13 protein-coding genes are annotated in these 12,478 nt (G+C 60.3%); 4 read left to right on the top strand and 9 right to left on the bottom strand.

Annotated features, from left to right (window positions below; all coding sequences use genetic code 11):
* Nucleotides 1–27: 27 nt before the first annotated feature.
* The 4 genes from Har1129_RS18145 to Har1129_RS18130 all read right to left on the bottom strand — a co-directional run bounded on the left by Har1129_RS18145 (nt 28) and on the right by Har1129_RS18130 (nt 2,621).
* Nucleotides 28–687, bottom strand: coding sequence for a cytochrome c biogenesis protein CcdA (locus tag Har1129_RS18145; protein ID WP_151102241.1), 660 nt, complete (start codon nt 685–687; stop codon nt 28–30).
* A 1-nt stretch (nt 688) separates the two neighbouring features.
* Nucleotides 689–1,216, bottom strand: a complete 528-nt coding sequence (locus Har1129_RS18140) for a TlpA disulfide reductase family protein (RefSeq protein WP_151102240.1) — start codon at nt 1,214–1,216, stop codon at nt 689–691.
* Nucleotides 1,213–1,890 carry an SCO family protein gene (locus Har1129_RS18135; protein ID WP_151102239.1) on the bottom strand — a complete coding sequence of 226 codons (678 nt, stop codon included), beginning with the start codon at nt 1,888–1,890 and terminating at the stop codon, nt 1,213–1,215. The genes Har1129_RS18140 and Har1129_RS18135 overlap by 4 nt, the downstream gene beginning before the upstream one ends.
* A 296-nt stretch (nt 1,891–2,186) precedes the next feature.
* Nucleotides 2,187–2,621 (bottom strand): hypothetical protein, encoded by a 435-nt coding sequence (locus tag Har1129_RS18130; protein WP_151102238.1) that lies wholly within the window; start codon nt 2,619–2,621, stop codon nt 2,187–2,189.
* Nucleotides 2,622–3,034: 413 nt separating this feature from the next.
* On the opposite strand from Har1129_RS18130, the gene fmdA reads away from it, so the two are divergent.
* Together fmdA and Har1129_RS18120 are read left to right on the top strand one after the other, a co-directional pair.
* Nucleotides 3,035–4,309, top strand: coding sequence for a formamidase (gene fmdA, locus Har1129_RS18125; protein WP_151102237.1), 1,275 nt, complete (start codon nt 3,035–3,037; stop codon nt 4,307–4,309).
* A 31-nt stretch (nt 4,310–4,340) separates the two neighbouring features.
* Nucleotides 4,341–5,948: a TCP-1/cpn60 chaperonin family protein gene (locus Har1129_RS18120; protein ID WP_151102236.1), complete on the top strand. Its 1,608-nt coding sequence runs from the start codon at nt 4,341–4,343 to the stop codon at nt 5,946–5,948.
* Nucleotides 5,949–6,011: 63 nt separating this feature from the next.
* Here the strand turns inward: Har1129_RS18120 and Har1129_RS18115 are convergent, their stop codons facing one another.
* The 5 genes from Har1129_RS18115 to Har1129_RS18100 form a co-directional block, all read right to left on the bottom strand.
* Nucleotides 6,012–6,737: a universal stress protein gene (locus tag Har1129_RS18115; protein ID WP_151102235.1), complete on the bottom strand. Its 726-nt coding sequence runs from the start codon at nt 6,735–6,737 to the stop codon at nt 6,012–6,014.
* Between the two features lie 2 nt (nt 6,738–6,739).
* Nucleotides 6,740–8,170 (bottom strand): APC family permease, encoded by a 1,431-nt coding sequence (locus Har1129_RS18110; RefSeq protein WP_151102234.1) that lies wholly within the window; start codon nt 8,168–8,170, stop codon nt 6,740–6,742.
* A gap of 279 nt (nt 8,171–8,449) precedes the next feature.
* Nucleotides 8,450–8,761, bottom strand: a complete 312-nt coding sequence (locus Har1129_RS20770; RefSeq protein ID WP_191906207.1) for a hypothetical protein — start codon at nt 8,759–8,761, stop codon at nt 8,450–8,452.
* Between the two features lie 84 nt (nt 8,762–8,845).
* Nucleotides 8,846–9,019: a hypothetical protein gene (locus Har1129_RS20765; protein ID WP_191906208.1), complete on the bottom strand. Its 174-nt coding sequence runs from the start codon at nt 9,017–9,019 to the stop codon at nt 8,846–8,848.
* Between the two features lie 173 nt (nt 9,020–9,192).
* Nucleotides 9,193–10,398 (bottom strand): PQQ-dependent sugar dehydrogenase, encoded by a 1,206-nt coding sequence (locus Har1129_RS18100; RefSeq protein WP_151102233.1) that lies wholly within the window; start codon nt 10,396–10,398, stop codon nt 9,193–9,195.
* Between the two features lie 149 nt (nt 10,399–10,547).
* Here Har1129_RS18100 and Har1129_RS18095 point away from each other — a divergent pair, with 149 nt between their 5' ends.
* Together Har1129_RS18095 and Har1129_RS18090 are read left to right on the top strand one after the other, a co-directional pair.
* Nucleotides 10,548–11,222: a ribonuclease HI family protein gene (locus Har1129_RS18095; RefSeq protein ID WP_151102232.1), complete on the top strand. Its 675-nt coding sequence runs from the start codon at nt 10,548–10,550 to the stop codon at nt 11,220–11,222.
* Between the two features lie 120 nt (nt 11,223–11,342).
* On the top strand, nt 11,343–12,416 hold the full coding sequence (locus tag Har1129_RS18090; protein WP_151102231.1) for an NAD(P)/FAD-dependent oxidoreductase: 1,074 nt from the start codon (nt 11,343–11,345) through the stop codon (nt 12,414–12,416).
* The last annotated feature ends 62 nt before the right edge of the window (nt 12,417–12,478 follow it).

Below are 12,478 nucleotides of genomic sequence, written 5' to 3'. Positions count from 1 at the left end.
ATGAAACCGGCCACCACTCGAATGACACTACAACACGCCGAGTTCGAACACTGCGAGGTAAATCTGCCCACCACCGGCTACTATCATCACGATGGCTGCAATCTGGTTCATTCGTTGCAGGTGCCTGCCGAAGGTGCGCCAGAGTTCGATGCCAGCGCCCGCAAGCAGTGTCACGCCGATAAGCGGAAGCGCTACCCCGAGGGCGTACACTGTCAGGACAAGAATGCTTGCGTGGACCGACAATGCGAGTGCCTGAGTGACCACGCCAACGAACAGTGGCACGACACAACCCGCTGCGGCGACCGCGTACACAGCACCGAACACACCGAATCCGGTTACAGACGCCGGTCGCTGTGGCAGCGGGACCCGAAGTTCAGGCTCCCTGTTGCGGAGCATCACGACGCCGAGCACGATCAGACCGAGTCCGATGATCGGTTCGAGCATTGGGAGCGCGGTCTTGAGCGGTCGCCCGAGTGCAAGGACGAGCAGAGCGACGAGGGTAAGCGCGACAAGCGCCCCGCCAGCAGCGGCAGTGGCAGGTGGCAGCATACCGACATCCCCATCGCTCTCGCGCAGATAGTACCCGAGATACCCCGGGAGAAGCGGGAACGCACACGGAGCGAAGAAGGTCGCGACGCCGGCGCTTGCGGCGAACGCGAGTGTCCCAAGCACGGCAACTCCAGCCATCTTACACCAGTGCGTCGAGTTCGTTTCGAAGCGCCTCTTCCCCGGCGAGTCCGCTGTGACTGAACTGGATGGTTCCGCTTGCATCAGCAATCGCGATGTACGGAAGCCCATCCGCCCCGAACGCCGCCAGCAACTCACTGCCGGGGTCCAGTCCGACGGTCCAAGCACCGCCATTGCGGTTCCACCACTCGCTGATCTCTGTCCGGGTCAGTGTCTCGCTTGGCCGCTCGTTCGTCACTGAGACGAACTCAGCCTCCGGGTACTCGGGGCGAATCGTGTCTAGTATCTTGAGCTGGTCGTCACAGGGCGCACACCATGTGGCGAAGAGGTCGACTACCGTGACGGTTCCCGGGCTTGGCACGGCCGTCTCGCCTGCTGACGAGCCGCGTGCATCTAGGGTTTCCACGCGAACCGGAAGCTGGTCTGTGTCCCGGGGCTGGATGCCCGACAGCCCGTTCTGGGCAACCCACAGACTCCCCCCAGTGAGGCCGAGTCCTGTAACCGCCGTAACGACCTGCCGGCGGTTCACGCGTTTCTCACCGTTTGTAGGTCGGAAATAATGGTTTCTTCGTCCGGCGACTTCGACCGATAGGCACGCTCGACGTATCCATCGGCGTTGACGAGTAGCGTCAGTGCTGTGTGCGTGAACATGTACATATCCATGTTTTCAGGCTCGGTACGCTGGAACACAACCCCGAACTGGTCCTGTATGACATCCGTCGCTCGCTGCTTCGACGCTGGCCGAAGGAACTGCCAGTTGTCGCTATCGGCGTCGACGTTCATCTCGTCGGCATACGCCCCGAGCCGGTCTGCAGTGTCACGGTCGGGGTCGAAGGTTATCGGGAGAAACCGGACCGCATCAGCGTAACCGTTGTTCTGTGCGTGGCTCTGGATATTTCGTTGCGTTGAGATGAGAACGGGACACACGGTCTGACAGTGACTATAGAAGAACGTGAGGAGGGCTGGCGTTTCAACATCTCGCAATCGAATGTCCTCCGAGTCGGCCGGCACAGAGATACTCACGTCCGGAATCTGTTCGCCCCATGCGGGGTACGGAACGTCGCTGCTCTCGAACTCCCGGTCGGGCTCTTCGAGAACGACATCGGGGTTCGAATCCCCGGACCTGCCACCACCGAGACAGCCGGCGACTCCAACAATCGTTCCAACCGCACCAGTCGATTTGAGGACCGTCCGTCGGCGCATACACGGTACTTGTACCCTCGAATATTTGGAGAATCTGGTGTGACTCTCGTAAACCGCCTTTGGCACGATCTCGGGCTGTAAGTGTGTACCAACACTCCAGAGTCCCCAGTCCGAGACTGCTTCTGCGATCTGGCTGGGTGCCGGTGAGTCTGCGTACCACAGACTCTCGGACATCAGCAATATCAGTTGTTGTGAATACGTTTTCTTTATTTATCCAACTGGCTGAAAAAACCGGTCAGTGGGCGTGCATATTGACCGTCTACTTCAGGGCCAAAATATCAATCAAATTGCGTTAATTACAATTCTACTATAGATTCAGAGACGTTGCCATCTGGACCAACCCGAAGAGACAGAGAAACGTAATCTTGGATATTACGGTCAAACACTGTCTGACCATCGACAGAGATCGTAATATCGCAGGTCTCGCCGTCAACCTGCCGTATAATCGTGACCGAGTCGCCTGATTGGAGTTCGTAGCTTCTCTGACGACATGCCGCTTCTAGTACAGCCGTACCTGAAAAACTAGCGTCCACGTCTACTTCAGCTATAATTGACCCTTCACAAAACTCCGGGTAGCAAGTATCCGTGGATGTAGTGGTTGTGCTTGTGTTGGTCGGGGTAGTTGATTCAGTGCTTGTGTTGGTCGGGGTAGTTGAACCGGTCCCGTCTTTCATACATCCAGAAAGGAATCCCACTGAAAACACAGACACGGGTACCTCACGGCGTTCCATGTTCTCATGCTAAATTGATATGATAAATATCTTGTGAGAATCGGTTCTGTAGTGGCGAATCCTCCGAATATCCCGTGAAAATGTCGGTTGGTAGCTACGCACTCTGTACTGACCAACTGCTTGCTACAAATCCCGTGAGTAGAATTGCCGTATTCACGACGACTGACATAGTATGTAGTATAATCCGATAGGGGCTTCCAGAATCGGCGAGCAGGTGTCATAAATAAAATGAACCGACCTCAAGTGAGACTCTTTCAGGAAGTCTGTGTACACTTATACAGACAATACGTATATACATGATTCTTCTACCGAGCATACTCTTTTAAATACTGTAGTATATGTGCTAAAACTGTAATTTCTAAACGTCAACCAGCCGAACACTTATGTGTAACCTATCCGATATAGTGGCCGTAATGCCCGAGACAAAGTTTGAGGTTGATGTCGATAGTGCGCCAGACGAACAACCGGGTGCGAACCCGTTCAATCGGTGGCACCCGGACATCCCAGCGGTCGTCGAAGCGGACCCGGGCGAGAGCATGCGACTGGAGGCTCTAGACTGGACCGGTGGACAGATAACTGATAACGACAACGCCAACGAGGTCCGCGACGTGGACCTCTCGCAAGTCCACTATCTCGCGGGTCCCGTGCACGTCAACGGTGCCGAACCGGGCGACCTGCTGAAAGTCGAGTTCCACGACATGGGGCCGCTCAACGACCGCTCAGAGTTCGGGTTCACTGGCACGTTCTCCCAGCAAAACGGTGGCGGCTTCCTGACCGACCACTTCCCTAAGGCGGCGAAATCCATCTGGGACATCGACGGCTACACAGTCTCGTCTCGTCACATCCCCGATGTCGAGTACGAGGGGAAGATCCACCCCGGGCTTGCGGGGTGTGCCCCCAGCGAAGAACTGCTGGAAGCGTGGAACGAACGCGAACAGGAACTTATCGACAAACACGCCGAGGACCCCGAGTCGATACCGAACCATCCGACCGGAGAGGCGGAACCCGGCGTAGCGAACCCGCCGACGCCCGACGGGGCGCTCATGGGGGAGATGGACCCCGACGAGGCCGAGGAGGCAGCGGAAGTCGCGGCCCGCACCGTTCCACCCCGGGAACACGGCGGGAACCACGACATCAAGGACCTCTCTATCGGCTCGACGGTGTATTTCCCGGTCTACGTCGAGGGCGCGAAGTTCGGCATCGGTGACTTCCACGCTTCACAGGGCGACGGCGAGATATCCTTCTGTGGCGCAATCGAGATGGCCGCCTACGTCGACCTCGAATTCGACCTCGTGAAAGACGGGATGGAGAAATTCGGCGTCGATCACCCGATCTTTGAACCGGGCCACCGCGGGCCGAACTTCGAGGACTACGTCACCTTCTGTGGCTACTCGGTGACCGAGGACGGCGAGCAGAAGTACATCGATTCACACACGGCCTACCGCCGGGCCTGTCTTCAGGCTATCGACTATCTCAAGCAGTTCGGCTACACCGGCCAGCAGGCGCTGCACATTCTCGGGACCGTCCCGGTCGAGGGGCGACAGAGCGGCGTCGTGGACGTGCCAAACGCCTGTTCGACGCTCGCGCTGCCGACCGGCGCGTTCGACTTCGACGCGTCTCCGACGGGTATCGAACACAATAGCGCGGACCGCGGTGACCTCTGTGTCACCGACGACCCACTGGAATGAGGGATAGAGACAACGCTGGCTGGCAACGCTAATGTTGGGAGATGATGGCGACACTGACGAGCCGAAACCGCCACAGACTGCCACAGGACAACTCGCCGATGCAATCCGGACGACGCTCGGGCCCAACGGACTGGACAAGATGGTCGTCGGCGAGAACGGAACGGTCATCGTCACCAACGACGGGTCAAGCATCATCGAGTGGATGGATATCACGCATCCAATCGGTCGGCTGGTCGAACAGGCCGCGGCTGCACAGGACAGTGCCATCGGGGACGGAACGACAACGGCGGTCGTATTGGTCGGCGCACTGCTTGAGGAAGCCGCAACGCTCCGCTCGAATGGGCTTCATCCGACGACAATCATCGACGGCTACGTCAGGGCTTCCGAGGTCGCCGTTGACCGGCTTGAGCAGTACAAACGTGGCCTGCGCAGTCACCACGACGACCGACTCGCAGACATCGCGAAAACCGCCGTTACGGGACGGTGGGACGACGCTTCGACTGACCGGTTCGCCGAACTAACCCTCAGTGCACTGCAAGCTGTCGAGTTCGACATGTCGAAGCTTACACTCACGTCATATCCCGGCGGAGAACTCCGTGAATCAGCATGTCTCGACGGTGTGCTGGTCGATTTGGAGACGTCGTCGACATCCCTCGAAGCTCTCAATCTCCCACGTATCCGGACGCACGACGAGCCGGCTATCGCGATGGTCGACGCCGAAATCGGCATCGAGGATCCCGACCGCGTCGAGTCAGTGGAGCTTCAGGACGCGACACAGCGGAGCGCGTTTCAGGACCACGAAAAGGGCCGCAGAACGGCGCTCGTGACACAGGTGACGCAGTCGGGCGCGGCTGTCCTCCTCTGCCAGAAATCCATCGACGAGGCAGTCAGAACTGCGCTTGCACAGCGCGGCGTGCTCCCCGTCGAGCGGACCCGGCAGGACGAGTTCGACGTCATTGCCCGAGCGACAGGGAGTACGCCAGTCATGTCCATCGACAACCTTACTGCAGACGACACCGGGACTGTCGGATCTGTCACGCAGCGTACGGTCGGGACGACTCAGACACTCGTGCTGCAGGGCTGTCCCGAGGAGCAACGAGCATCACTTCTCCTCCGTGGCGGCACGCCTCACGTCGCGGAAGAGGTCCGCCGTATCGTCGCTGACTGTATCGACGTGACCCGTGCCGCAGTTGCTGACGGAACGTTTGTTCCGGGCGGCGGTGCGGTGCCGACCGCACTGGCAATGGACCTCTCCGCGCTATCCTGTGAGAGACCGGACCGGACACAGCTCGTCTTCGATGGGTTCGGAGCCGCGCTGGAAGCGATTCCGCGCACACTGGCTACGAACGCGGGCACTGATCCACTGGCCACGCTGACGACGCTCAAACAGCGACACGACAGCGGGTCAGAAGCGGTCGGCGTCGGCCCCGATGGCCGTCCCTGCAATATGACTGACGCGGGTGTCATAGAGCCACCCATAGTGTTCAAAAGTGCGCTACATCGAGCAGTTGCCGTTGTGACACAGATCCTTCGAGTCGACGACGTCGTGCAGACCAGCACTGGCGAGCGCACAACCGACAGTGACCACGACCACGCACATACTGCTGCGGGTGGCTATCCGTGGGCAGTGGGGCACTGAGGACGTGACAAGCTGCCATACGTCGATGACTATCCAGCCGACCGGACGCTGGACTTGTCCGGGTTACTCGTCCGCTGGAGGTTCGCGCTGCACCACGAATACCGGCCCGAGGAACCGGTTAGCGACCTGCTCGGCTGGCATCCCGAACACGAACGTCACAAGAGACGGGTCGGTTTCACCCATGACGACCGTATCGAACGACTCAGCCACGTCCGCAATCGCGTCCAGAGGGTTCCGGTCGCGGTCGATCCGTGTCTCGATAGTCGACGGGTCCATCCCGAACTGCGCTAATCGGTCCGCCATCCCGTTGAGAAGTGTCTGAATATCATCGTCCGTTGTGTCCTCGTCCACGACGTGATACAACGTCACGTCGGCATCCGTGTTCCCGAACACGCTGGCGACGACACGGGCCAGACGGTCAACTCCGATGGCCCCACGAACTGGAACCAGTACGTCTTCGACCGGTCCTGTGGCGTTCGGAACGAGAACGGCCAGACAGTCGTGTTCAGCAATCATGCGGTCAATCGTCTTCTGGCCGTTATGGGTGAACACGAGCCGCCGCTCGACAGTGGCTCCGGCCTCCTCGAACATCTCTTCGTACTCATCGAGCCGTCCCATGGCCCGGTCCTCGAACTGCATCCGGGCCTGTCCGGGGGCAGTCTGTTCTGGGATGACGTGATACCCCAGCAGGACGACGTGGGTATGCGCAAGTAGCTCAGGGATACCCTCAGGGACCGATTCTCCTTCGAGCACGCGGATCGGGACGAGTATCGATGGTCGGTCCGTCATAATTAGATATCTCCTTTGAGTGTCACGTCCCCAGCGTAATAACGGTACCAGAGGTACGAGGCGAGCATGACCACGATGCCGATACCGATAGATGCGGGCTGCATGAAGACAATTAGTCCGAAGCTCGCGAGCGCACCCATACCCGGGACCACCGGATAGCCCGGCACCCGATAGCTGGGCGAGTACCACTCGGGGTTCCGACGGCGCAACACGATCAGGGCGATACACATCAGCCCGTACATGATCAGGTGAAGAAACGAGGCAACCTCAGCCAGCAGTTCGACCCGGCCAGTCGCGACGAGGACGAGAATCGGTCCGCCAGCGGAGAGCAACGCAACGTGCGGAGTGCCGTACCGAAGGTTGACCTCGCTCGCCTTTCTGGGGAGCAGGGCATCACGGCTCAGAGCGTAGACCGCCCGCGAGGCGCTGAGAATCGACGCGTTCGCGCTCGAAAACGTCGCCAGCAGCCCGGCACCCAGAATCGCGACCGCACCGGGCAACCCGAGGAAGTCACGGGCGACTTCGACCATCGCTGTCTCCCCGAACGCTCCCAGTCGTGCAGCGCCGAACGCGCTGGTCGCGACGAAAATTGTGACAACATAAAAGACGGTGACAGTCAGGACCGACCCCACCATCGCCAGTGGGAGATTCCGACCCGGCTGTTTGATTTCACCCGCGACAGTAGCGACCTGCGCGAACCCCAAGTACGACGTGAACACGAGCGCCGCGGTCGTCAACACCCGGAAATATCCTCTGGAGAAGAACTGCTCCGGAACGCTGCCGCCACCGAACACGCCCACAGCGTCGAGGACACCGTAGGAAAGGAAGCCCGTCAGCACTACCAGAAGGATACCGACCACCACGTTCTGAATCTTCGCGGTGTTTTCCGTACCGCCGATACTCAGTGCCGTCAGTGCGACCCCGAACAGTAGCCCGATTCCGATGACCGGGCTGAACGGGAGTACGACATTGAGTTCAGCGAACACAGCGCTCGCGTAGTGGCCGAGTCCGACCAGATAGAACGCGGATGCGAACATCAGCCCCAGCCACAGCCCGAGGCCCACGATTGCGCCATACGCCGTCCCCATTCCCCGCGAGATGAAGTAGTACCCGCCACCGCTCCGGGGCATCGCCGTGGCGAGTTCGGAGGTCGGAAGCGCCACAAGCAACGCAATCAGGCCGCCGATTGCGAACGAGAGCGTCGCGGCGAGTCCAGCGTTGGCAGCAGCCAGCCCTGGAAAGACGAAGATGCCGGCCCCGATCATCGTCCCGATGCCGATTGCCAGCCCACCGACGAGCCCGATGGTCCGTTCGAGTTCAACGTCGTCGTCGTGGACAACCGCGTCGTCGGTGACGGCTTCTGGCTCCTCGACAGGTGCCTCACCGGCGACGTTCTCGCCCGCTGGCGCGACATCAACAGGCTGGTCAGTCATATGATAGATGTAGTTTCACCTGTCGGATAAAACCGCCGCCGAGATGGGGTTTCAGTTCTGGAGGCGACAAGAGCCGACTTTACGGGTAGTAATCCGGACAGTGAAAGCAACTGAACAGAGCAGGGCGTTGCGTAGAGTCGGCGATTCAGGCTCTCAGTGGTTGTCATGTTCGGCTTATACTGTCGGCTGTCCGTCTGGAAAGAACGTTGCCATTCCGGGGTGGAAAATATCTCAGAACAGGTACAGCCGACAGTATTAGTCGGGGCTCGTTTGGGATCACTAGCACTCACACACGTCGGCGTCGACACCGTGTGAGTCCTCGTCGCTCTGGCTGTGCTGGAACCGACCGACGACGCCAGCGGCAGTACCGCTGACAACGGCGGCATCGGCAGTGGGTTGGCCAGCTGTCGTCTCATTGAGAACACCGTCGTGGACGTGTCGGCGTTCCCGCACGGGCGACCTGCCACATTCGAGGGCGTTGTGGCACCGATTCTGTTCTTTTGCAGTAACGCGGCTGATTACGTCGCCGGCCAGAACGTAGCCGTAGACGATGGCCGCCTGCAGGAAGCGTGATCGGGCAGCGGTCCGCACACAGCCAGACAGTCAGACACCAATACAACCCCGCGGAACCGTCTGTCTCACCGTGAAAGCTGGTTCTGTATCGCGTTCCCGAGGTTAGACGCTATCGGCGGTTTCCGACTCATCGCTATCCCGCCGTGCAAGTACGATGCCGGCGATGAAACAGGCAGCCCCCAGCCCGTAGAGACCATAGCTCAGTGGTGCCGAAACGAGGAATCCTGCGACGATCAGTACTCCGAACGCGGCGTGCAGAATCGCAGTCTGATTCACAGCCAGATTAGCGGGTTCAGAAGCAAAAATAGCGCGGTACCGGGCTCGCTGATCGGGTCCAATCGAGAAGGGGTTGTGTGTGGGTATGAGAACGCCCCTCACTCACTGTTGGCACCGTTCGAATTCCGGCCACAGGTCATCGACCCCACACGGTCGTCGCCGACGCACTCGATTCAGGCGGGGTGAAGTCGCACAATAGGTGCGTCCGATGAGTCGACGGCAGCGAGCACGCTTCCAGTATCGGGTTCGACCACGACATCACGGATCCGCCACCCTCGGTCGGTGAGGAGAGGCGTCGCTTCTTCGACTGTGCGCCCATTGACTGTAAACCGGGCAAGGTATTGCGAGGCCAACCCACCGACGAGCAAGTCACCGGTCCACGCCGGAAAGGCGTCGCCGGTGTAGAACGTGGCACCGCTGGGTGGAAACCCACCTGATCCACAGTCCCACGAATACACTGGTGCAACGACATCGTCGCGTTCCGCGTGGCTGACGCCGATCGGATCGCCGCTGCCGTAGGTACAGCCCTCGTCGGCGACCGGCCAACCGTAGTTGCCGCCCCGTTCGACGACGTTGATTTCGTCGCCGTCCTGCTCGCCGAACTCGGTCTGCCAGATAGCTCCCGTGTCGGGATGGACGGTCATCCCCTGTGCGTTGCGGTGGCCGTAGCTGAATATCGAATCGACTGCGTTCGGGTCATCGGTGAACGGGTTCGCATCGGGAATACCGCCTGAGGGTGTCAGTCGAAGCGTGGTTCCGAGTTCGTTCGTCCTGTCCTGAGCGACGTGATTGGGGCCGAAGTCCTTGAACTGCCTGTCGCCGACAGTCATGTACACCAATTCGTCCGGACCGAACACGACTCGGGACCCGAAGTGCCCGTCGGAGTCGACGAACGGCTCCGCGACGTGCAGTTGTTCAAACGTCTCGAACTGTGGGGCAGCCACATTCAGGCGGCCGCGGCCAAGGTGTGTGGCCGACCCACCGCTGTCGTTGGCCTTCGAATATGTCAGATACACCCACGCCGGATCAGGAAAGTCAGGGTGGAGCGCTGCATCAAGCATCCCGCCCTGACCCCTCGCGTACACCGACGGTGTGCCAGTAACAGGCGTGACTGTGCCGTCCGCTAAGTCGACCAGCACCACGCGGCCGACGCGCTCCGTGACCAGCAACTGTGAGCCGTCAGGCAGGGGTGTGATGCTCCATGGCGATTCGAGTCCGTCGGCGACGGTTTCGACGGCCACAGCCGTCTCTGAACCGTCGGTCTGTCCGGAATCCGTCGCTGTAGCGCCGTCCCCCTGCTCATCACTGGGAGTATGACAGCCCGTGAGTGTGCCAGCTACCGCAACTCCGCTCACAGCGAGGAATGTCCGTCTGTCCATCGTGGCCACAGCTACGGTCTCAGTGCTGTTAACTGCGGCCCTGATCGGTCCACGGCGACAGTGATCCGATCACCGATCGGTACGTTTCTGACTATCTCAGGCCTGTCACAGCGAAGTGTCTTTTAGCCACCCGCAGCTACGTCTCATTGATGGACCGTCACAATGAGCCAGCAGCTGATAGAGAGCGGCTGCCGTCGGAGACGCTCTCGCCGCTAGCGACGCGGATAGACGAACTGCTGGCGCTGTATCGATACGAACTCACCCCCGCTATCGATGCGATCAATGGGGCCGTTGCTGGCTACGGTGGCCTCTTTGACCCGGAGACATCCCCTGACGAGATACGGGCTGCAATCGGCGAACTGCTCGAATCTGGCCCGCCCCCGGCACAGCAGGCCGCGGCTGATGCCGCCGTGTCACAGGTCGTCCTCTATGTGGACGGCAGTGCACACAGTAACGGGCCGGCTGGGGCCGGTGCCGTGATTCAGGCGGATGAGACACAGATTGCCAGTCTCGGACGGCCGGTCGGCTCCCGGACAAACAACAACGTTGCCGAGTACGCCGCCCTCCATCTCGGACTGCAAGCGCTGGCAGAACGGTGTGACCCGGAATCAGTCGAGATACGAATCGATTCGATGACCGTCATCAACCACATCTGGGGTGACAGCGAGAGTACTGTGAAAGCGACTCCGTACAGCGCTGCAATTACTGACTATCTGTCGACGCTGCCCGCCCACGAGTGGACGCATCTGGCTGACAGTGACCCGAACCCGGCTGATGCACAGGCGACGGTCGGAGCCGACATCGCAGCACTCGGTCCGGGGTGAGACAGGGGGTCGGCGAGCCGGCCGTTCGCCTCGCCTGTAGAGTGACGCAGAAGTGACAGATTACTGTGCAGGTGGCCGCTGTTCTGCTGTTTTTATTCCTTGAGCACGTGTAGTATGATAATGTACACCGATGGGCAGTTCGACTATGACGTGGCCGTGGTCGGCGGCGGGCCGGCCGGCCTGACGAGCGCGCTGTACACCACTCGACTGGGGATGGACACCATCGTCATCAACCGCGGTGGGGGCCGCGCGGCGATGATGACCGATACGCACAACGTCATCGGCGTCACCGAGGACGTGTCGGGGAACGAATTCCTCGAGACAGCGCGCGAACAGGTACAGGACTACGGCGGGACCTACGAGCGGGGCTTCGTCGAGTCGGTGGACCCACTCGCCGACGAAGACGAGGATGGATTCACCGTGACGACAGGCGACGACGAACTTGCTGTCAAGCGAGTCGTTCTAGCCACCGGGTTCGCCGACGAGCGTCCGGACCCGCCGCTGCCACGGACCGGGAAGGGGCTACACTGGTGTCTCCACTGTGACGCGTTCATGTTTGTCGGCGAGCCGGTCTTCGTCATGGGGACCGGCGAGGCCGCGGCCCACGTCGCGATGATTATGCTGAACTACACCGACGACGTGGATATACTGACTCGCGGCGAAGAGCCGGAATGGAGCGAGGAGACGCAGACGATGCTCGATAATCATCCTGTCGAAATCGTCGATACGGAACTATCTGGCAAGCAAACTGATGACGACGGCTGGCTATCCGCCTACGAGTTCGAAGACGGGAGCGTTCGGGAGTACAAGGGCGGTTTCCCGATGCTCGGCTCGGATTACCACGCAGAACTGGCCGACGAACTGGGGCTCGATAGAAACGACGACGGGACGGTAGCCGTGGACGACCACGGCGAGACCAGTGTCTCCGGCGTCTACGCTGTCGGAGACCTCACACCGGGCCACAACCAGATCCCGATTGCGATGGGTGAGGGTGCTGACGCGGGCATTGCGATCCACAAAGACCTCAGGAAGTACCCGCGTTCAGTTGACGAAATCGAGTCCGAAGGGGCGGTCGAGGACGTGGACGTTCCCGCAGTCTCGGCGGAACTGTTCGCGACGGCGCTGACGCATGAAGGGCATGCCGCCGGGCCACGCTCGGAGGTGACGCCAGAGGCCCGCGCTGACGACGACTGACGCTCCGGAGAACGGACGCTCAGCTGTTCACTACCGCTGGGAGCGGTGGAGAGATGCAAAGG

It is taken from the genome of Haloarcula sp. CBA1129, assembly GCF_008729015.1.
GTDB lineage: Archaea > Halobacteriota > Halobacteria > Halobacteriales > Haloarculaceae > Haloarcula.
This window is presented reverse-complemented; position numbering and strand designations above follow the sequence as displayed.